This is a genomic window from Saccharopolyspora shandongensis (assembly GCF_900106995.1).
Taxonomy (GTDB): Bacteria; Actinomycetota; Actinomycetes; order Mycobacteriales; family Pseudonocardiaceae; genus Saccharopolyspora; species Saccharopolyspora shandongensis.
The window spans coordinates 106,453-126,490 of the sequence record NZ_FNOK01000021.1; the positions used below are offsets into that span (position 1 = coordinate 106,453).

Consider the following 20,038-nt stretch of genomic DNA (forward strand, 5'->3'; position numbering starts at 1 on the left):
ACTACGAAGTACCGGGAGATCGAAGAGGGCCCACGATGGACGATCTGACGGAGATGCTGAAGGGCACGCTTGAGGGCTGCGTGCTTGAAATCATCGGCAGCGAGGAGACCTACGGGTACGCCATCACGCGTCGGCTGAACGAACTCGGTTTCGCCGACGTCGTCGAGGGGACGGTGTACACCATCTTGCTGCGGCTGGAGAAGAACGGGCTCGTCCAGGTGACGAAACGGCCATCCGGGATGGGGCCGCCGCGCAAGTTCTATGCGCTCAACGACGCGGGGCGCGAAGAACTCGCGGCGTTCTGGGCGAAATGGGAATACATCACATCACGGATCGACCAGCTCAAGGAGGGCGGGAAATGAACTTCTGGGAGACCCTGACAGGCAGCGATCTCACCAGGGAATGGAAGGCGTTCGAAGCCCGGGCCGAGGTATTGCCGGCCGACTACCGGGCGGCGTGGGAACAGATCAAGGTTCACCTCTCTCCCTACGCGGGCTTCACGGGTCGCAACCTGATGCCGATCCTCGACGGTGCCCTGGGGCTGCTCGAAGAAACAGCGTCGGATGGGCAGAGCATTCACGAGGTGCTGGGCGAGGAAATCAAGGGCTTCTGCGCGGCGCTGGCCGGCGGAGAAGGGGCTCGAAACTATCGCGACCGGTGGCGCAAGCAGTTGAACAGGAACGTCGCAAGGAAATTGGGCCGGCTAGGAGGCTGACGTGGGCATCCAGGACATCATCGAGGGCAAGAAGCAGTGGCGGGCGCACATGGCGCGGGTCAAGGCGCTCCCGCCGGACTACCAGATCGTCTACAAGGAGATTCAGCGGTACCTCTTCAAGGTCGGACCGATCGACTTGCCTGACGGGCCCCTGCTCTCGGGGGTTGTCGATTTCTTCGAGGAGGGCGTCGCGACCAACAGGGGAGTCCTGGAACTCATCGGCAACGACGTCGCTGCCTTCTGCGACGACCTGGTCAAGGACTCGCGCACCTACGCGGACATCTATCAGGAGTCCGTCAGCGGGAAACTCGGCACGGCAGAGAAGTAACACCCGTCGACCGGTGCTGGCGGGGTTCTTCGATGGGGGAGCCGAAGGAGAACATCGGGCCCCTGACCGTCGACAGCCTGCTTGCCGCCGCGCGCGCCGAGCCATCGATGGCGGTACCCGGGCGACAAACCGTTACGAGAGAATGGATATCCGAATGACAACCGATCAGGGCCGCGACAACGCCTCCGTGAGCGGTGGCGGTGACGACCTCGAGCACGGTGTAGAGGAAGGCTGGGGAAAGCTCGCTGACGCGTTCCGCGCGAACTTCGAGGCCCCCGGCGAGGTCGGCGCGGCGTGCAGCGTCTACGTGGGCGGCCGCCCCGTCGCCAACCTGTGGGGCGGGCTCGCCGATCGCGAGGCGAACCGACCGTGGCGCAAGAACACCATCGTCAAGGTCGCATCCACGACGAAGGGCGCTACCGCGATCTGCGCCCATCTGCTGGCACAGCGCGGTGAGCTGGATCTGGACGCCCCGGTGGCCCGGTACTGGCCGGAGTTCGGCGCTAACGGCAAGGAACAGATCAAAGTGCGCTGGCTGCTGTCGCACCAGGCCGGTCTCCCGCTCGTCGACGGACCGCTGACGTTCGAGCAGGCGTGCGCGTGGCACCCGGTCATCCGTGCACTCGAGGCGCAGAAGCCGCTGTGGCAGCCGGGCACCGAGCACGTCTACCACGCCGTCACCTACGGGTTTCTGGTCGGGGAGGTCGTGCGCCGGATCACCGGCAAGTCACTCGGCACGTTCTTCGCTGAGGAGGTGGCCGCCCCGCTCGGGCTGAGCGCCTGGATCGGACTGCCCGAGGAACACGAGGAACGGGTGTCCCAGCTCCACTTCACCGATGCGTTCAGCGTGGAGGAGCTGCTCGCCGGGCTGATCAAGGTCACTGGGCTCGATGCGGACACGGTCACCGCCTGGGTCGAATCCATGTGGAGCCCGGGCTCGATCCAGATGCGCGCCGCCGAGCTCGGCGGTGCCTTGGACAACGCGTCCGGGGAGTACATGTCGACGCGTGCCTGGCGCGCGGCGGAGTTCCCGGCCGCGAACATGCTCGCGGACGCGCGTTCGTTGGCGCGGATGTACGCCGCCACGGTCAGCGACGTCGACGGGGTTCGGCTGCTCGATCCGTCAACGGTCGAGAGGATGGCAGTCGTCCAGACCGACAAGACGCGGATGTACGGGCTGCCGCCGGGTCTGGACATCCCGGCCGACCGCTCCTTCTACATGTCGCTGGGGTTCTGGCGAGCATGCCCTCCGGTGCCGATGATCGGGCCGGGGTCGTTCGGCCACCCGGGCTCCGGCGGATCGATCGCCCTCGCCGACCCCGATGCCGGTGTCGGCTTCGGCTACGTCACGAACCTCTGGAACTTCCGGTCCGACGACCCGCGGGCGTCGAACCTGGCCAAGGCCGTCCGGTCCTGCCTTGGTTGAGACAGCCCTCGTGGGGCGGGACACCGAGTACGCCAGACCTCCGATCTTGCTAACCGTCCAGCAGCAACTGGAAAAGCGTCTGTCCGAAGGGCTGGGCGAACAGACCTGGCGCGAATCCGGGCTCGGCGCCCCCACCGACATCGACACGCTCCACCAGCGCATCAACCAGCTCGAGCAGCACAACCTCGACCTGCAGCAGCAACTCGACGAACGCGCCGACGATCTTGCCGCCGCCCGCGCCACCAACCGCGAACTCATGACCCGGTTCAACACATCAACCCAGCCCCGGTAGCAGGGTCCGAGCCGGCGCCTGTCGACTCGTGGCAACCGCCCCGAAGGAGGGCCAGCTGTAGTCAGTGTTACGGATCGTGTGCGCGTGCTCCTTTGTGGAGTGGGCGTGAGTGAGTTCATAGAGCCCGCGCCGCGGTCGCGAGTAGGTTCTTGAGCATGGAGAACGGCGGACCCAGCCGGACAGCGCTCGTCACCGCGTACGCCCGCGCCTATCACCAGATCGCTGACCGACCACAGATCTTCACCGACCCCCTGGCGGCACGTCTGCTCGGCGTCACCGCAGAGGAACTGACAGAATTGGGCACGTCCACAACCGATCTCCTCGGTGCCGGGGCAAGCGATCGGCCCCGCCGCCTGTTCTTCGCCGCCCGTGCCCGCTTCGCCGAGGACGCCGTGGCCGCGGCCATCGCCGCTGGTGTGCGGCAGGTCGTGATCCTCGGCGCGGGCCTGGACACCTTCGCCTATCGCAATCCGCGCCCGGACTTGCGCGTCTTCGAGGTCGACCACCCCGCCACCCAAGCGTGGAAACGCGAACGCCTTGCTACGACCGGGATCGACCGCCCTGAGACGTTGACCTTCGTGCCGGTCGATTTCGAAACCCGGACGCTGGCAGCTGGATTGGAATCCGCCGGATTCAAACGGACGGACCCGGCCGTATTCGTGTGGCTCGGTGTCGTCTTCTACCTGACCCCGAACGCCGCCCACGCCACCCTCGAATACATCGCTGGTCAAGCCCAGCCGGTCGAGGTGGTCTTCGACTACCTGCAGCCTGCGGCCACCGACGAGGATCGTGCGTACCAGCGGGCACGTGCCGATCGGCTGGCCGGCGCCGGCGAACCCTTGTTCAGCTACTCCACACCGGACGACATCGCCGCACAGCTGCACGCCCTCGGGTTCACCGGTATCGAAGACCACTCCGCCCCGGACCTCGTCGCCGGCTACCTCCACGGATCCGCAGGATTCGAGGGCGAACCACCCCGCGCACTGCGCGCGATCCGCATACTGCGCGCGAGCCGCTGAGGATTGCCTGCCGCGCCTACTTGCACCACATCTGTCGCGACGGCTAGCACGAATATGCCAGAAAGGGGCCGTGGCCGCGCGTAATCGCTGCGACCGCTCCGCCGCGGACATCTCTCCGGTCTGTGGTGGCCTGCGTGGCCTGCCTCCGCTTGTGACGGTCGTCGGCAGCTTGGACGTCCTGCTGGAGGACAACGGGTAGGTGAGGAAGAGCCGCTGCACGCCCGCGACGGCGCGGCGCACGTCGTCCGCGCTGGCGGCGTCGCCGCGGAACACCTCGCCACGGACCTCGCCCAGCGCGTCGGCACGGGTCTGGGAGCGAGAAATTCGGGCAGCATGTCGACCCGGCGGGACCTATATGCGGGCGCCGCTTGCCCGCGCGGCGGCGCACTCGCGACGCTCGGCGTGTTGATTCTCCACACTTCCGAGAGGAACAAACGTTCATGCCGAGGAAGCTCATTGTGGGCGCCGTTGCCGCCGGTGTTGTCCTGGCCGGAGCCACTGCCACCGCATCTGCCGCGCCTGCGACTGGCAATGTGGAAATTTGTGTCGATGGCGGCACGGACTACTCGGCGGTCCTTCAGCGGCCGAGCCGCGGCAACCTGGAGACCGCGGTCACCTTCCCCGGCAAGTGCAGCTCGTGGGGGCCCGAAGACGTATCCGCCGGGCTGACGCGATGAGGGACTGGAGGCTCGCCCCGGAACACGACTCGGCGCTGCCGGTTGAGGAGGACGGCTGTCATCGGTGGCGGCCGTTCACCGGCAATTGCGCCCGCCTCATCGAGCGTGGCCGGCACCTGGCGTTCGCGGTGTCGCCCGGCAACGGGTACTTCTCGGAAGACCGCATCGTGAGCATGGTCGAGTGGGGCTGCGCGCGGTTCCGCGCGGTGGATCTGGTCACCGCCGATGTGCCGATGGTGGCCTGTACCTACCTCGGCCGGGGCTATGCGGAGAGGCACGCGCGGCAACGGGCCAAGCGGGACGTGCGGCAGATGGAGAACCGGATCGGCCGTGCCCTCGCCCGCGTCGACCACCACGGCGCGGCCGTGCGGGTCCGCTACTTCGACCACGCGATCGGCCAACCCGGCTATGCGCGGGTCCGCGCTGAGATCGCCCGGGCGCGGCGGGACGACCCCGCGTTCGCGGCCACCTGCCGCCGGATGGTGCTCGACGTGCTCACCGCCCGCATGCCCGACGGCTGGCAACCTGACCCGGCGCAGCTGGCGGCCGGCGCGGAGTACCTGGACATGGAGCTGCCCTGGTTCGCCGACACCCCGGGCGTGCTGGGCGTGGCCGAGTCGGTCATGGTCTACCGGGTGGTGCCCGCCTTCGCCCCGTATCTCTACCCGAGCGGCGGCGTCAGCCCCGACCACCAAGGGTTCATGCTCCTGGAGGCCCTGGACGCGCTGGAGGGCGCCGACGGCGGCCCGGGCGGGGCCGCGATGGCCCAACCCCGCGCGGCCGGGGCGGTCAGCGGTGCGTAGACGCGGTGCGCCCGCCGGTCGGGGCGCTGGATCGAGGAGGCCTGATGGGCGCGAGGCACGACCACGCCGTCGTGATCGGGGCGGGCATCGCCGGCCTGCTGGCGGCCCCCCAGGCGCCCGCTGCGACGCGCAAACCACCGGTCCGATCCGACCTGGCGAGCAGGTCGGCAGTGGCCTCGAACCCGGTACCGCTCGAAAAGTCATCGCTGCACGTCAAGCCGCGTACCGGTACTCGTTGATGAGTCCATTGAGGACCCGGGCCTGACCAGGCGCCACGACTTTTCGAGCGGTACAGGGGTATCTGCCGGCTGACGGTCAGCGTGGTGCTCTGCGTCGGGCGAGGGAGCTGACCGTGGCCGAGTTGTGGACGGTGAAGGAGACGGTTCCGGGGAGGAAACGGTCCTCCGACCACAGCAGGGGTGTGCCGGTGGGGTCGGTGGCCCGGCGGACTTCGCGGAGAAGGCCGGCGCCCTCGGCGCAGCCCAGCAGGCGGGCGTCGGTCTCATCGGCAGCGACGATGTCGATGGTGTGCTCACTGTCGGCGAAGACGACGCCGGACGCATCGAGGGCGCCGGTGTGCGAGAGCGAATCCGGCGCCAGGGTTTCGATGACCTCACCGACCCGTACCGGGTAGACGGTGCGTTCAAGCATGACCGGAACGCGTCCGAGGAACCTGAGACGGAGCACTTCGGTGATGTCGTTCCCCGGATCGAGCTGCAGGCGCTCTCCCTCAACCGCAGTCGCCGCGCGAACGCGAGCATGGATGGTCCGGGCGCTGGGTTCCTCGCCCAGGGAGCGTGCCCAGTTGGTGAAACTCAGCAGTTCATGGAAGCTCTGGGTACGCGCGGTCCCCAGGATCACCCGCCGGGTTCCCCTGCGGGAGGTGACCAGCCCATTCGCTCGAAGCAGCGCCAGGGCATTGCGAACGGTGCCGCGGGAGACCCCGTACTGCTCCGCGAGACTCTCCTCGCTGGGCAGGCGCCCGTCGTTGCCGAACTTTCCTGCCTCAATCGCGCGACGCATGTCGGCTGCCAACTTTTGATACCGAACGGCACCTGCCTCGCTCCGCTTGCCGTTCCCTTCGGCTGTTTCGCTGACCATCCGCCCAAGGTACCCCGTTGTGTCTCTTTGCCTTGCGGATGCACGTTTTTCCATCGACTGCCCGCCGACAGTTCCTCCTCTCGCACCCATCCGTTCACCGGCATGACACCCGGCCCGGCGACAGTGGGAGCTGCAACTTGTATAGCCAACTTTGGGAGACTTGGATGAAGGCGACCCTCCGCCGCGTCAGCGCCATCGGTGCCGCGGCCCTGCTGCTGTCCGGGCTGGCTGCGTGTTCGTCCGGGAATGGCGCCTCGGATTCAATGGATGGCGCCACTAACTGGCGCACCGTGACTTCGGTCGAAGAAGGCGGCGGCATGGATGCCCTGATCGCCGCTGCGAAGAAGGAAGGGAAGCTGAACGCCATCGCGCTTCCGAAGGACTGGGCCAACTACGGCGAGGTCATCTCCACCTTCGAGAAGAAGTACGGCGTCAAGGTCGAGGTCGAGAACCCGGATGCCTCCAGTCAGGACGAGATCACCGCGGTGTCTTCCCGCAAGGGCCAGGAACGCTCGCCGGACGTCATCGACGTCGGGCACGATTTCGACGTCGCTGCTGCGAAACAAGGCCTGCTCGCCCCGTACAAGGTGACGTCCTTCGGCAAGATCCCGGACTCGCAGAAGGAGGCCACGGGTCTCTGGTACAACGACATGGGCGGCTATGTCTCCATCGGCTGCGATGCCGGTCGCGTGGCGAAGTGCCCCACCAAGTTCTCGGAGCTCCTGGACCCGCAGTACAAGGGCAAGATCGCGCTCACGGGCAACCCGGTGGAGTCCGCTTCCGCTTTCGGTGCCGTGTTCGCCGCCGCTCTCGCGAACGGCGGGTCCTTCGACAACATCAAGCCCGGCATCGACTTCTTCGCGAAGCTGAAGCAGGTCGGCAACTTCAACCCTGTCGAGGCGACACCCGCGACGATGGAAAAGGGCGAGACGCCCATCGCCGTCGTCTGGGACTACCGCAACGCGGCTTACTCCGATGAGCTGAAGGCCAAGGGGATCGAGTGGAAGGTCGCCATCCCCGAAGACGGAGTTTTCGCGCAGTACTACTCCCAGGCGATCGTCAAGTGGGCGCCGCACCCGGCCGCCGCTCGCCTGTGGCAGGAATTCCTGTACAGCACCGAGGGGCAGAATCTCTGGCTGAAGGGCTACGCCCGCCCCGTGCTGCTGCCCGTCATGGTCGCCGACGGCACGGTGGACAAGAGCTCGCTCGACCGCCTGCCTCAGGTCAATGAGGACAAGGTTTCCTTCCCGACGGAGGCTCAGGGCCAGGCGGCCAAGACCGCAGTGTCCAATGACTGGGCGAAGGCCGTCTCCTGATGACGACTGCCACACCCACCGTCATCGCCGATGCGCCCAGCGTGTCGGGGCGCCAGGAGCCCCAGGCGCCCCGGCGCCGAGGCCGCAGGCCTGCCACCGGCTGGCTCGGCGTCGCCCCTCTGATGGCCTTCGCCGTGATCGTGCTCGGCCTGCCTGTGGCGGCCATGGCCGTCGGCTCAGTCACCATCACGACCGACACCGGCGCCACCGAGTTCACCGGAGCCAACTTCGCCGCCTCCTTCGACGGTCCGTATCTGGAGAGCCTGCTGGGAAGCGTCAAGCTCTCCGCGCTCTCCGCCTTCATCGCGACCGTCGTCAGCCTGCCGATCGCCTATGCCATCGTCACCTCGCGTTTCCGTGGGTTGCGTGAAGCGGTGCTCTCGGCTTCCGGCGTGATCGCGAACTTCGGCGGCGTACCCCTCGCCTTCGCCTTCGTCGCCACCCTGGGCAATGCCGGCGTCCTCACCGGATACTTCGGTCTCGCGGACAAAGGCTGGAGCCTGTACTCCTTCTGGGGACTGGCGATCGTCTACCTGTACTTCCTCATCCCGCTCATGGTGCTCACCTTGACGCCGGCACTGGACGGCCTCAAACCCCAATGGCGGGAGGCCGCGCAGAACAACCGCGCCACCGGCTTCCAGTACTGGCGGCATGTGGCCTTCCCCATCCTGTTCCCGACGCTGCTCAGCGGCTTCGTTCTGCTGTTCGGCAGCGCCTTCAGCGCCTACGCGACGGCTGCCGCCATGGTGGGGAGCTCCATCCCCCTGGTGACCGTGAAGATCGCCTCGGCATTGACTGGTGACGTCCTCGTGGGCCAGGGCAATGTCGCCCTCGCGCTCGGCATGAACATGATCATCGTGGCCGGGATCGTCATGGGCATCCAGCTCCTGCTGCAGCGGAGGAGTTCGAAATGGCTGTCCTGACCGGCTCACGCCCGGCACCGACCAAGAAATCCCGACTCGGCCCCAACGTCGTCCTCACCGCCGCCGGGGTCTACTTCCTGGTCCCCATCCTCTGCGCACTGGCCTTCACCTTCGGGTTCGGCGACCCTCGCCAGACGCCCAGCCTGGACGCCTACACCGCGATCTTCACCACCGAAGGGCTCGCTGGAAGCCTCGGCCTGACACTGCTCCTGGCAGCCGCCACGATCCTGCTCGTCTTCGGCCTGCTGCTCCCGGCCCTGCTCGCCGTACGCCTTGCCGTCCCCCGCGCGAAAGCCGTGGTCGCAGTCGTCTGCATGCTCCCGCTCGTCGTCCCGGCGGTGGCTCTCGGTGCCGGAATCACCACGGTCCTGCGCTGGGGAACCGACTGGCTCTATGACACCCCGGGGTTTCCCGTGCTTGCGGCCCTCCAGCAGCCCGATTTCCCGCTGATCCTGGTGCTTGCCCATACGCTCATGGCCCTGCCGCTGGCCTACGTCACCCTGGAATCCGGACTGAATGCGATCGACTTGAAGGTTCTGGTCGAGGCCGCGCGGTCCTGCCGGGCGTCCTGGCCCCGGGCCCTGTTCCTCGTGATCCTCCCGAACCTCCGGGAAGCCTTGCTGAACACCGCTTTCCTGACCATCGCCCTGGTCCTCGGGGAATACGCCGTCTCCGCACTGCTCGGTTTCCAGCCCTTCGCCGTCTGGACTGTTGCGATCAGCGGTGCCCACGCCCAGCTGTCCGTCGCCGTCTCCATGGTCGGCCTGATCGGCACCTGGCTCATCCTCCTCGCGGTAGCGAAGCTCGGCCGCTCCAAAGCGTCCAAGGAGTCTCATTGACGCCCACCATCGGCTCCCGGCCCCCAGCTGCCACCTGCAGCGCGGGCCTGGAGTTCCGCGAACTGCGCCGGTCCTTCGGCGCCACCACGGCCCTCGACGGACTCAGCCTCACGATCAACCCCGGCGAGATGCTCGCCCTCCTCGGCCCTTCCGGCTGCGGGAAAACCACGGCGCTGCGCATGGTCGCCGGTTTCGAGCGGCCTGACTCCGGCGAGGTCCTGGTGGACGGCCGCGACATCACGGGTCTCCCCGCACACCGCCGTGACGTCGGCATGGTGTTCCAGTCCTACAGCCTCTTCCCCCACCTCACCGCCGCCGACAACGTCGCTTTCGGAATGCGCATGCAAGGCGTCCCCAGCGCAAAGCGCCGGGCCCGGGCCCACGAACTCCTCGAACTCGTCGGACTGCCCACCCAGGCCCGCCGCTACCCACGGCAACTCTCCGGCGGCCAGCAGCAACGGGTGGCCCTCGCCCGTGCCCTCGCCCTGGAGCCCCGGATGCTGCTGCTGGATGAGCCACTCTCCGCCCTCGACGCGAAGGTTCGGCAGTCCCTGCGCGACGAGATTCGCCGTCTCCAGCTGGACCTGGGCATCACCACTCTGTTCGTCACCCACGACCAGGAAGAGGCACTGTCCATATCGGACCGCGTGGCCGTCATGCGGGCAGGCAGCCTGGAACATTGCGCCACACCGGACGAGCTGTACAACGCACCTGCCACCCCCTTCGTCGCCGAGTTCGTCGGCACCATGAGCCGCCTGCCCGGCCGTCTCAACAGCGACGGCACCCAGGTGGACGTCCTGGACCTCACCCGCCCTGTCCAGGCACACCTCCCCGCCCGGAGCGGCAGCGCGGCCACCGCGCACGACACCCGCGACATCGACGTCCTCGTCCGGCCCGAAGCCCTCGCTGTCAGCGCTGCCCCGGGAAGCCGGTCACAAGTCGTGGCCGCGTCCTTCCGGGGAGCGACGACGCGTCTCACGGTGCGCCTGGACAGTGGCCAGGAAGCCCTCGCCGATGTCCCCACCGCCGTGGCGTCCACCGTTCCGGTCGGTTCGCGTGTCCGGCTCAGCCTCCCGGAACGCCCCGTCCTGATCGACCAGGCCAGGGAGAAGGAGGCCGCCGCATGATGCCGCACCAGGACACCACCGCCCTGCCCGACGGCGCGCAGGCTCGCACGGCACCGGAAAGCGCCGGAATGGCTCTGCCCGCAGCTGTGCTCTTCGACATGGACGGAACCCTCGTGGACACCGAACGGCTGTGGTGGGACGCCGTCGAGACGGTGGCCCGCAACCTAGGCAGGACGCTCGGGCCGGAGGACCGGCCTGATGTCGTGGGGCGCCCGTCCCAGCACACGGCCGCGTACCTTGCGTCCACGACGGCCACCCCGCCGTCCGCCGGCGCACTCGCCACACGGCTCGACGAGACCTTCACAGCCCTCGTGGCCCAGGAGGTCGTGCCCAGGCCAGGAGCCCTGCAGCTCCTCCACCTCCTGGCTGGGCAGGGGATCCCAGCAGCCATCGTGTCGGCCTCGCCCCACCGCGTGGTGGAGCTGGTCCGGGAACGGCTCGGCCGTGAGCTGTTCACGCTCATCGTGGCCTTCGAGGACACCACCGTCTCGAAGCCTGCCCCTGATCCCTACCTGGAGGCCGCGCGCAGGCTGGGAGCCCAGCCTGCCGAGTGCGTGGTGGTGGAGGACTCGCCCGTTGGCCTCGCCGCAGCGGAGGCAGCCGGCTGCCCCGTCGTAGTCGTACCCTCCACCGTCCCGATCGACGCCGCCCCCGGCCGCACGATCATCACTTCCCTCGAAGAGGTCACGCTCCCGCTCCTGGCACAGGCAAGGGGCTCCGAGCGATGACCACCCCGACCACGAAACCGGCGACGACAGTGCACACTCCCACCCGCCCTACGCCTCCTGCCGCCGGCCGGCCCCGGATCATCCTGCTGGGCATCGACGGGCTCCGCTGGGACCTCGCAGCGGATTCCCCGGCCGCCCCGGCTTTGCGCGCCATGGCCGCCGAGGGCGAACTTCAGCCCATGGTGATGGAAGCGCCCACCATGTCCGGCCCGGGATGGTCCTCCATCCTCACGGGGACGACTCACGCCGAGCACGGGGTGACGGACAATTCCTTCGTGGGGCACCGGCTCTTCAGCCATCCGGACCTGCTCTCCCGAGCCTTCTACCAGGACCTTTCGACCAGGACTTTCGCTGCCGCGGGCTGGCCGCCGCTCGTCTCCCCGGAAGGGCTGGGACCGGTCATCCACCAGCGGCTCGAGCAGCAGAAGGCCGGGCTGCACACCGTTATCTCCCGCGACGGTGAAACCCACGGATTCGTCAGCATCGACGCCGAGATCACCGATTTCACCCTCGCGGCGCTCACGTCCCACCGCGTTCCCGATGTGGCCTTCGTGTACTTCTGCGATGTGGACGATGCCGGGCACGTCTACGGCGCCCGCAGCGAGCAGTACCAGGCGGCACTGGCCCGGGTTGACCGGCACATCAGCCGCATCCGCCAGGCCGTGCAGGCCCGGGTGGATGAACACGCCGAGAACTGGCTCCTGGTGGTGGTGGCGGATCACGGACATCTGGACGAGGGAGGGCACGGCGGGAGCACGCCCGAGGAACGGAACTCCTTCATCCTGCGCTGGCAGGCAGGCGGATCGCTCACCCCCTGGCCCGGGTCGGTCTCGCCGCACGAACTGCTGGAACTACTGCTGGACGAGAGCTCCCGGGAGCGGTAGCGCCCAGCATTGCACTCACGCACACGCGAAGACTCCGTTCAAGCCCATCCATGCTGGTTTCCTCGGGTGGCGCAGGGTGATACGGCAACATCGTCACGCGTATGACGAACCACGCCCACAGCGCCCGGACCCATTGGTCCGTCCTGATAGGACGGACCACGTGCCCGCGAGCGGCAGTGTTCGAATGTCGTCGGCTCGGTATGGGTTCACGGGATACATCTGCAGACCGTCGGGTACATCTCGGGTGCAGCCGTGCAGCCATCCTTACCTGGTCAGCAAGAGCGAACCTCGTTTGGAAATCTCCGGTACCTGGGGAAACTCGGGGGTAAATGGCCGTCTCAGGCCATAGGTGGTCGGCTGCCTAGGCCCGGTCTAGGGAGTGTGTGGTGTCTGCGAACAAGTTCACCGAGCGGCTGACCCGCGATAACGCGGCCGTGGTGCTGGTCGACCACCAGGTCGGTCTGTACAGCGGTGTGCGTGACATCCCGGTCGGGGAGTTGAAGCACAACGTGGTGGCCCTGGCCAAGGCGGCGCAGGTGCTGGGGCTGCCGCTGGTGGTGACCACCACCGCGGCAGACAGCATGTGGGGGCCGGTCATTCCCGAGCTCGCCGCGGTGCTCCCGGACGGCTTGGAGGTCATCGACCGCTCGACCGTCAACGCGTGGGACGACCCGCGGGTCGTCGGGGCAATTCGGGCGACCGGCAGGAAGAAGCTGATCGTCACGGGTATTTCGACCGAGGTGTGCCTCGCCTTCCCGGCCATCAGTGCCACGGCGGAGGGGTTCGATGCGTATGCGGCGATCGACGCGTCCGGCACGTTCTGGCGGGCTAAGCGTGAGGTGGGCCTTTTGCGCATGCAGCAGGCTGGGGTGATCCTGGTCGACTACTCGAGTGCCATCGTTGAGATCCTCGCTGACAACGCGGATCCGCTGGCCGCTGATGTCTACGCTGCGCTCGACATGCCTTTCGCGGTGCTCGTCGGCCAGATCACCTCGGCGTTGCCCAAGAGCTGACCGCATTGGTCGATGCCAGGACGATCCCCTCGATGCACTCAGCGAGTCGGGGCGCACTGCTGTTCCCCGCGCATTTCCCCGGGCCGGGCGCAGCCGAAGTGCGGCGCGTAGGCGACCGCTTCGAGGTGAAGGAGTGGGCGGCATGGCGGTGAGGTTCTGCGGCATCCCGTGCGCGATCGATCCGGCCGGCACCGCGCGGTTCGCCGTGCCGACGCTTGTGGGCGGTCAACCCGGTGCGGGCGTCCAGCGCGGGCCCGACTGCACAACGGTCGGTGTGCTGATCGGTCGAATGTCAGTCGAGGTCCTCGGTACTGCGGACAATCAGGTCCATTGTGGACTCCTGTTGTCCGGCGACCTCACATCCCGACCGTCGGGGACCTCACAGATCCTTGTTGCCGAACACATCCTCGTACAGTCCCGCCAACTCGGTCGTATCCACGATTTCGGCGAGTCGCTCCAGTGCGTCCGGACGAGTCAGCGCCGTGCGCTTGTCTTCGAATTCGGCGACGGACATGTCCAGCTCGAGGATCGTGATCACCTGCCGGTCGTCGGCGGCGTTGCGTGAGACGCTGACCTTCGCGGGGTAGTCGTCCACATCCTCCGGAACCCAAGCTTCCATGAACTGCTCATACGTCACGCCCGCCTTCAGGGTTCGTACGAACACAGCACGCAACATCGCTACCCCTTGAAAGAGAATCCTGGCTGCCAACCATGCTAACCATGGCCACCGACAGGCCACCAAAATCTACTGGCCGGCGCCGCGGGCGCGTTGGCTGGGCCCATCACGTCAACTCTGCTGCGGCTTGACATTCAAGCTCCTGGGATGTCTTTCAGCTCGTCCGCCCGGTCACATCGGCGGCGCGATGAACAGGCCGCGGTCGACGTCGTTGTGCGAGCGGGCGGCGATGAACTCGTCCATCTCGTTCGCGGTGCCCCACTGGTCGGCGTTGGCGGGATCGGTCAGGTCGTAGATGTGCGGGTGCCAGGTGTCCTCGTCGATGATCTCGAGCTCGGTCGTGTATTCGACGGTGTTCCCGGCGTGGTCGAGGAAGTAGCTGAACGAGTTGTCCCCGGCCCGGTGCCGTCCCGGTCCCCAGAGGCGCTCGAAGCCAAGGCGGTGCAGGCGCCCGGTGCCGCGCATGAACTCGTCGACGCCGCGCATCTCGAACGAGGCATGGTGGAAGGCGGCATGCGGGCCGCGTACGAAGCCGAAGCTGTGGTGGAAGGTGTTGCACCGCAAGAACCACATGATCTCGCGGTCGCCGATGCGCATCGTGTCGGACAGCCGGAATCCGAGGTTTTCGATATACCAGCGGACGGTCACTTCCGGGGTGGGCGTGTTCATCAGCACGTGCGAAAGCCGTACCGGGATGGACTCGCGCTCCTCGATCTTGCGGTGCGCCCGGACCGCGACGTCCGCGGAGACCTCGACGACTCGCCCCTCGTTGTCGAAGAACCGGACGCCGTAGCCGCCGCCTGGTGTGTCCAGTACGCGGGGTTCGTGGACGAGCGTCACTCCTCGACCGATCAGCTGCTCGGTCAAGGTGTCCACGTCGGCGGGGCTGGCGGAGCCGAACGCGATGAGGTCCGTGCGCTTCTGGTCGTCCTCGCGTAGCCGGACGACATACAGCTCCGGTGAGCCCTCGGCGGCGAGAAAGGAAACCCCCGAGTCATTGGCCGTTTCCGTCAGCCCCCACGTCTCCCGGTAGAACGTGCGCTGGTCGGCGAAGTTCGGCATCGCGATGTCGACGTGCCGCAGGTGTGTGATCAGACCGGTGGCGTGCATATCAGTTCCCTTCTGTTGCTGGTTGGCCGAGCCGGTCGGTCAGCCAGTCGACGATGGTCGGCAGGACGGGTCCGGATCCCATGTGTCCGCCGGGAAAGAGCCGTGCGGTCTTCGGGTCACCGTGCTCGAGGGCGAGGTGGATGTCGGCGGAGGCGTTCTGCTGATCGTCCTTTCCGTTGACCAGCAGCAATGGGCACGACTTCAGGTCCAGAATTCCCTGGTCCAGCAAGGAAAGTTCGGGGCAGCGCGCGACGTAGTCCGCGAAGGTGGTGCCACCGAAGATGCGAGCGCGGGCGGGCATGAGATCCATCAGGTAGGACGAGGCGTTCCGGGACTTCTCCTGCCATTCGGGCTGGAACGTCAGGTGCACCCCGCCGCCCCAGTTGACCGCGGCGGTGAGATGTTCGCGGTGCGTGTGCGCCAGTTTCATCGCCCAGTACCCGCCGAAGGACAGCCCGAGGGCCGCGATCCGATCCGCGTCGAGGTCGTTCCTGCTCCGCAGCCAGTCGAACACCGGATCCCACTGGCGTTCCGCGTCCGGACCGGCCAGCACCGGAGACTGCCCGACACCCGGCTTGTCGATGTGCACCGTGGCGAAACCACGTTCGCGCAGTAGCCGACCGCGGGCGTAGCTCTCCTCTTTCCACACGTCGATTCCGCCCCACATCAGCACAATCGGTGACCTGGCCGCGCCGGAGCCGGGTGGCCGGGCCACCAGGAACGAGACGGAGTCACCTTCGCCCGTGCGGCCGTCGAACGGGACGCTGACCTGCTCGACGGGCGTGTTCTCCAGTTCGCAGACCCGGGCGAAGTAGGTCCGAGCCAGCTCGTATGCGGCCAGCTTGGCGGGATGGATGGGCGATGGGTATCGCCCGAGGAACGCGAACTGGTAGGCCTGCCACCAGTTCTCCAGCGCGGTGCCGCGGTCGCCGTCGACCTCGGCCCGCTCGGCCGCCGCCGCGAACTCCGCAGCGCCGCCGAGCCAGTGCTCCGCCCAACGGACCGGGTCGATGCCGGGAAGCGTCTCGATGTACCGGGAAGCCGCGGCCTCGCCGATGGCGTTGAACGGGTTGCGCCGCTGCGCGAGATGCGTACGCAACCACGACTTCGCCTCGGGCAGGGACGGGGCGGTTTCGTCGGACAACCGAACCTCCTCATTCACGTCGGTCATGCCGGGAGCGCCATCCGTTGGTGGCACGCCTCGATGAGCGGATACGAATCGCGATGTCGTTGCTCCTGCTCGAGGCCTGCGATCGCGACCGATGTCTTCACCAAGACCGCGCACCGTTCCCGACGGCGGTCCATGAATGCCTCGAGAGCCTTCCGGGTGTCCTGGCAGCGGTCCAACTCCTGCGCCAGGACCAGGCCGTCCTCGATGGCGAGTGCGGCCCCGCTGGCCATCTGCGGCGAGGGCGCGTGCGCGGCGTCGCCGATGACGATGCTGGTCCCGTCGGACCACGACGTGTCGACGAACGCGGTCTGCACGGGCCGTCGAATCACCGAATCGGACCGTGCGACCTGGGGGCGAATCTCGGCGACACGGCCGGAGAACGGGGCCAGCAGATCTCCCATCCGCGGGGCGAGGTCGGCATCCGGAAGCACGTCCGGTCGAACCTCGTTCTCGGTGAGGAAGACGTATGCCTGGCTCGGGGAGATCGGCACGACTCCGGTCTGGTGGCCGGTACCGACGAAGGTGTGGATGCTGGTGGCCCAGTCGGGACGCGGCACGAGGGCCCGCCACACCATCTGGCCGTGATAGCGAATCGGGGTAGGACGGCCGATGAGGTCACGTACGACGGAACGAATGCCATCGGCACCCACGAGCAGGTCGACGGTTCGCACCGTTGCGTCGGTCAGTTCGGCGCGTGCCTGACCATCCCCATGGTCCAGGTGGGAAACACTGAGTCCATAGTGGATCCGAGCACCGAGCCGCAGCGCCTCGGTGCGCAGGATTCGGTGCAGTTCTGGGCGCGCGATTCCCGCCATGGCCGGGCGATCCTGGCCGATCAGCCGCGGGAGCTCGATCGGGTTCGCCACCCCGTTCGCGTCGACGTTGGTGATAACACTCATGCCGTATCCGGTGGCAAGGCACTGATCGGCCAGCCCCAGGCCGTCGAGCGCACGAAGCGAAGGGCCGGTCAGGCTCAGCCCCCAGCCGGCGGCGGCACCCTCGGCGCCCGTTTCGATGACCTCGACCAGCCATCCCCGTCGAGCCAGGGCGCACGCTGTGGTCAATCCCGCGATGCCGGCACCGACGATCAGCGCTGAACGCGCGCCGTCACTGTTGTCCATAGGTCCTCCATGCCGCTGTACTCGGCCAAGCTAGGTCGGCAGCCCCGGGTTCCCAGTCCGGTTCAGGCGGACGTTGTCCGGTTCCGGCAACGGTTCCGGAATCGGATACCGACGTCTGGAACCGGACAACGACCTCGTGGCCGCAGACCTAGCGTGTCCGGCACGGCGACCGGAGGTCCGAACAGGAGGACGACACGTGCGCATCGGCAACCTCGCGGGACGGCTCACCCTGTTCACCGCGACCAACCCGGTCGGCGCGGTCGACGTTGAGAAGGCGTCGGCCGGCCGGTTCGGCTCGGACCCGCAGGCGGTGTTCGCGGTGTGGGAGGAGTTCCTCGGCTGGACGCGTGCCGCCGACCCGACCATTCCCACGAGAAGCACGTGCTCGTCGCGGACTGGTTCGCCGACCGGCTGTTCGCCTCGATGGCCCGTGTTCCGCCACCTCGATCGGTGACATGATCGTCTCGCCTATCAAGGAGGTGAGCGGTGTTGTCGAGTCCCCTCCGTGATTTCGTCATCACGAAGTCCGGCAATCCGGTGAACCTGCTCCACTCGGCGGCCCGGCTCTTCGGCGGGGCGGTCACCACCAGCCCCCTCGGCCCCCTCGCCGAGGGTGAACACGAGGTACGCGGTGTCGCGGCCGCGGACTTCGCCGTCGGCTACTTCGCCTCCTCGTTGGCGGTGCGGGTCGGCACGGCGCCCGGCAGGGACTCGTACTTCGTCAACCTGGGCCTGGCCGGTGAGATCTCCGCGAGTCGTGGCGGCCGGCAAGCCGTCCTCAGCCGGGCAAGGGCCGGGGTGTTCAATCCGGGCGACGCCCAGGAACTTCGCCCGAACCGGCCGGGGACGAGATTCCTGGGCCTGCGGATCGACGCCGGACTCGTCCGGCGAGAACTCGCGGCGCTCACCGGGCGCCCGACCGGTTCCACCGTGCGTTTCGACCTTCCGCTCGACCTATCCGAACCACGGGGCAGGGCGGTGAAGCTGCTGATCGGGTCATTGATCGAGCAACTCGACTCCGACGATCCGCTGTTCCAGCGGGAGGAACTGCAACGGAGCCAGTTGCGCTGCATCGTGACCGCGCTGCTGCTGGCCCAGTCGCACACCCATACCGCCGCGCTGCGCGGCGTCCCCCGGATGCCGCATCCCAGAGCGCTGCGTGCGGCCGTCGCCTTCGTCGAAGCCAACCTGCCGGAACCGATCTCCCTCGGCCAGATCGCGGAGGCAGCCGGGTGCAGCGCGCGGACGATCAGCAGCGCGTTCCGGGAGAAACTCGGGACATCTCCGATGGGTTACGTCCGCAACCTCCGGCTGGACCGGATACGCCACGACATACTGTCGACCGGTGATCGGGTCGGAGAAATAGCGTATCGCTGGGGCATAACCCATCTTGGCCGATTCGCGGGCGAGTACCGTTCGCGGTTCGGCGAGCTTCCGTCGACCACCGCCGCCCGGAGGTAGTTCCCACAGTCCTGGGGCAGTCCGTGGGCGACCCGCGATCCGTCCGGACCGCTTGACGCATCCCGGTGTGCTCCGGCTGATGTCGAGCGCCATCCACCGGCAACGGCGCCTCCAGGGCGAAGTCCTGTCCGATCGTGGTTGTGCGGTGGTCGATATGGCGCGAGTTCCCGGAAACACTTCGTGTCCACCGCGCCAGGAGCGGCGCGCGCCGGTGGGCATGCCCGGCTCCGGGCTGCTGATCGGAGGACATGAATCGGTCTGATCGACTACCTATGTGCGGAGGGGCGAACAGGCCCGCCCCTCCGCGCAGATCGCTTACTCGGTGTGCTCGGCTGCGGACTTGGGGAGCGCGAACATCACGAGTGCCGTGATGATGTAGAGGCCGGCGGAGGTGAGCAGAACGATGCTGAGCGCATCGCTGAAGTCGGTCAGGGCTGGGGGGCCATTCGTTGATCCGGCGGCGGTGGTGAAGAAGATCGTTCCGAGGACGGCGATGCCGATGGCGCCGCCGATCTGGTTGACGGTGGAGAGCACGCCGCCTGCGGCTCCGGCGTTGCGGCCGGGGACTCCGGCGAGGACGACACTGACGAGAATGGGCGCGGCCAGTCCGAGGCCGAGACCGCCGATGAACAGGGCGAGTGCGAGCAGCCAATATCCGGGATCGCTGCCGCCCTTGACGATGGCCCAGAGCACGAGCTGGGGCACCGCGATGGTGACCGAGCCCAGGATCAGCAGGAATCTGCCGGCCTTCGCCGCAAAGGCGCCATAGACGCCGATTGTCACCATTCTCAGCACTGGATGTTCCCCATCTGCATGCTGCTCGTGCCGGTCGAACCGGCACGAGCAGCAGAGGCGGCGTGGTCGCGTTACGCGACGGCGGTTCCGTCGAGTTCGACCAGCTGGCCGGGGATCGCCAGCCGTGTCACGCCGAGCATCGTTGTGGTCGGTGCCACCCCGGCAGCACCCAGCCGCGACGCCAGCACGCCGTAGTGCGGGAACAGCGCGTCGACGTCGGTGGTGTAGACGTTGAGGCGGACGAGGTTGGCCAGCGACATGCCGGCCTCGGTGAGCACGGCTTCCAGGTTGTCGACGCTCAGCGCCAACTGTGCCGCGATGTCACCGTCATGCTGGGGCCTGCCGTCGCTACCCATCGCGGTCTGCCCCGAGATGTACAGGGTCCGGGTCTCCCCGGAGACGACCTCCCCCTGGTTGAACCCCATCTCCAGCGACCACGTCACCGGGTTGACTGCTGTTCGTTCCATTGCCATTCCATTCGAGTCGTTGTGCGTACCTCTGCCGGCTCGGTAG

The 20,038-nt window shown here is 67.5% G+C and carries 24 protein-coding genes; 17 read left to right on the forward strand and 7 right to left on the reverse strand.

Going from position 1 to position 20,038, the window contains the following annotated elements; all coding sequences use genetic code 11:
• Window positions 1–35 precede the first annotated feature (35 nt).
• The 8 genes from BLW84_RS22655 to BLW84_RS22690 all read left to right on the forward strand — a co-directional run bounded on the left by BLW84_RS22655 (window position 36) and on the right by BLW84_RS22690 (window position 5,499).
• Window positions 36–362: a PadR family transcriptional regulator gene (locus BLW84_RS22655; protein WP_093268402.1), complete on the forward strand. Its 327-nt coding sequence runs from the start codon at window positions 36–38 to the stop codon at window positions 360–362.
• Entirely contained in the window at window positions 359–715 is a 357-nt protein-coding gene (locus tag BLW84_RS22660; RefSeq protein ID WP_093268404.1) for a DUF1048 domain-containing protein, read from the forward strand. The genes BLW84_RS22655 and BLW84_RS22660 overlap by 4 nt, the downstream gene beginning before the upstream one ends.
• A 1-nt stretch (window position 716) precedes the next feature.
• The gene (locus BLW84_RS22665) at window positions 717–1,043 is read left to right on the forward strand and encodes a DUF1048 domain-containing protein (protein WP_093268407.1); all 327 of its coding nucleotides are present in this window, start codon (window positions 717–719) and stop codon (window positions 1,041–1,043) included.
• A gap of 154 nt (window positions 1,044–1,197) precedes the next feature.
• Window positions 1,198–2,469 (forward strand): serine hydrolase domain-containing protein, encoded by a 1,272-nt coding sequence (locus BLW84_RS22670; protein ID WP_093268410.1) that lies wholly within the window; start codon window positions 1,198–1,200, stop codon window positions 2,467–2,469.
• Window positions 2,470–2,515: 46 nt separating this feature from the next.
• On the forward strand, window positions 2,516–2,761 hold the full coding sequence (locus BLW84_RS22675) for a hypothetical protein (RefSeq protein ID WP_218157426.1): 246 nt from the start codon (window positions 2,516–2,518) through the stop codon (window positions 2,759–2,761).
• A gap of 155 nt (window positions 2,762–2,916) precedes the next feature.
• The gene (locus BLW84_RS22680) at window positions 2,917–3,780 is read left to right on the forward strand and encodes a class I SAM-dependent methyltransferase (protein WP_093268412.1); all 864 of its coding nucleotides are present in this window, start codon (window positions 2,917–2,919) and stop codon (window positions 3,778–3,780) included.
• A gap of 673 nt (window positions 3,781–4,453) precedes the next feature.
• Window positions 4,454–5,260, forward strand: a complete 807-nt coding sequence (locus BLW84_RS22685) for a tRNA-dependent cyclodipeptide synthase (RefSeq protein ID WP_093268415.1) — start codon at window positions 4,454–4,456, stop codon at window positions 5,258–5,260.
• 44 nt (window positions 5,261–5,304) lie between these two features.
• A complete protein-coding gene (locus BLW84_RS22690) occupies window positions 5,305–5,499 on the forward strand; it encodes a hypothetical protein (protein WP_093268417.1) in 195 nt (64 codons plus the stop codon).
• 76 nt (window positions 5,500–5,575) lie between these two features.
• Here BLW84_RS22690 and BLW84_RS22695 read toward each other — a convergent pair whose 3' ends face one another.
• Window positions 5,576–6,361: a GntR family transcriptional regulator gene (locus BLW84_RS22695; RefSeq protein ID WP_093268420.1), complete on the reverse strand. Its 786-nt coding sequence runs from the start codon at window positions 6,359–6,361 to the stop codon at window positions 5,576–5,578.
• 17 nt (window positions 6,362–6,378) lie between these two features.
• On the opposite strand from BLW84_RS22695, the gene BLW84_RS22700 reads away from it, so the two are divergent.
• The 7 genes from BLW84_RS22700 to BLW84_RS22730 all read left to right on the forward strand — a co-directional run bounded on the left by BLW84_RS22700 (window position 6,379) and on the right by BLW84_RS22730 (window position 13,191).
• Complete coding sequence (locus tag BLW84_RS22700) at window positions 6,379–7,677, forward strand: ABC transporter substrate-binding protein (protein ID WP_245761315.1); 1,299 nt, start codon at window positions 6,379–6,381, stop codon at window positions 7,675–7,677.
• Window positions 7,677–8,600: an ABC transporter permease gene (locus tag BLW84_RS22705; protein ID WP_093268425.1), complete on the forward strand. Its 924-nt coding sequence runs from the start codon at window positions 7,677–7,679 to the stop codon at window positions 8,598–8,600. Before BLW84_RS22700 ends, BLW84_RS22705 begins: the two co-directional genes overlap by 1 nt.
• Window positions 8,588–9,439 carry an ABC transporter permease gene (locus tag BLW84_RS22710; RefSeq protein ID WP_093268427.1) on the forward strand — a complete coding sequence of 284 codons (852 nt, stop codon included), beginning with the start codon at window positions 8,588–8,590 and terminating at the stop codon, window positions 9,437–9,439. The genes BLW84_RS22705 and BLW84_RS22710 overlap by 13 nt, the downstream gene beginning before the upstream one ends.
• Window positions 9,436–10,566, forward strand: coding sequence for an ABC transporter ATP-binding protein (locus BLW84_RS22715; protein WP_093268429.1), 1,131 nt, complete (start codon window positions 9,436–9,438; stop codon window positions 10,564–10,566). Before BLW84_RS22710 ends, BLW84_RS22715 begins: the two co-directional genes overlap by 4 nt.
• Entirely contained in the window at window positions 10,563–11,294 is a 732-nt protein-coding gene (locus BLW84_RS22720; protein WP_218157427.1) for an HAD family hydrolase, read from the forward strand. Before BLW84_RS22715 ends, BLW84_RS22720 begins: the two co-directional genes overlap by 4 nt.
• Window positions 11,291–12,178, forward strand: a complete 888-nt coding sequence (locus BLW84_RS22725; RefSeq protein WP_093268431.1) for an alkaline phosphatase family protein — start codon at window positions 11,291–11,293, stop codon at window positions 12,176–12,178. The genes BLW84_RS22720 and BLW84_RS22725 overlap by 4 nt, the downstream gene beginning before the upstream one ends.
• Before the next feature lie 386 nt (window positions 12,179–12,564).
• Window positions 12,565–13,191, forward strand: coding sequence for an isochorismatase family protein (locus BLW84_RS22730; RefSeq protein WP_218157428.1), 627 nt, complete (start codon window positions 12,565–12,567; stop codon window positions 13,189–13,191).
• A gap of 379 nt (window positions 13,192–13,570) precedes the next feature.
• Here the strand turns inward: BLW84_RS22730 and BLW84_RS22735 are convergent, their stop codons facing one another.
• The 4 genes from BLW84_RS22735 to BLW84_RS22750 all read right to left on the reverse strand — a co-directional run bounded on the left by BLW84_RS22735 (window position 13,571) and on the right by BLW84_RS22750 (window position 17,269).
• Window positions 13,571–13,867 (reverse strand): hypothetical protein, encoded by a 297-nt coding sequence (locus BLW84_RS22735; RefSeq protein WP_143061060.1) that lies wholly within the window; start codon window positions 13,865–13,867, stop codon window positions 13,571–13,573.
• Window positions 13,868–14,038: 171 nt separating this feature from the next.
• Entirely contained in the window at window positions 14,039–14,977 is a 939-nt protein-coding gene (locus BLW84_RS22740; RefSeq protein WP_093268438.1) for a VOC family protein, read from the reverse strand.
• Between the two features lies 1 nt (window position 14,978).
• Window positions 14,979–16,121 carry an alpha/beta hydrolase family protein gene (locus tag BLW84_RS22745; protein WP_177226637.1) on the reverse strand — a complete coding sequence of 381 codons (1,143 nt, stop codon included), beginning with the start codon at window positions 16,119–16,121 and terminating at the stop codon, window positions 14,979–14,981.
• Between the two features lie 23 nt (window positions 16,122–16,144).
• Window positions 16,145–17,269 carry an FAD-dependent monooxygenase gene (locus tag BLW84_RS22750; protein WP_093268443.1) on the reverse strand — a complete coding sequence of 375 codons (1,125 nt, stop codon included), beginning with the start codon at window positions 17,267–17,269 and terminating at the stop codon, window positions 16,145–16,147.
• A 196-nt stretch (window positions 17,270–17,465) separates the two neighbouring features.
• Between BLW84_RS22750 and BLW84_RS47625 the strand changes: the two genes are divergently transcribed.
• Together BLW84_RS47625 and BLW84_RS22760 are read left to right on the forward strand one after the other, a co-directional pair.
• Window positions 17,466–17,723 (forward strand): hypothetical protein, encoded by a 258-nt coding sequence (locus BLW84_RS47625; protein ID WP_093268445.1) that lies wholly within the window; start codon window positions 17,466–17,468, stop codon window positions 17,721–17,723.
• A gap of 32 nt (window positions 17,724–17,755) precedes the next feature.
• Complete coding sequence (locus BLW84_RS22760; protein WP_245761316.1) at window positions 17,756–18,730, forward strand: helix-turn-helix transcriptional regulator; 975 nt, start codon at window positions 17,756–17,758, stop codon at window positions 18,728–18,730.
• A gap of 315 nt (window positions 18,731–19,045) precedes the next feature.
• On the opposite strand, the gene BLW84_RS22765 is transcribed toward BLW84_RS22760, so the two are convergent.
• Together BLW84_RS22765 and BLW84_RS22770 are read right to left on the reverse strand one after the other, a co-directional pair.
• The gene (locus BLW84_RS22765) at window positions 19,046–19,516 is read right to left on the reverse strand and encodes an MFS transporter (RefSeq protein WP_093268448.1); all 471 of its coding nucleotides are present in this window, start codon (window positions 19,514–19,516) and stop codon (window positions 19,046–19,048) included.
• Window positions 19,517–19,596: 80 nt separating this feature from the next.
• Entirely contained in the window at window positions 19,597–19,992 is a 396-nt protein-coding gene (locus BLW84_RS22770) for a RidA family protein (RefSeq protein WP_093268452.1), read from the reverse strand.
• Window positions 19,993–20,038 lie beyond the last annotated feature (46 nt).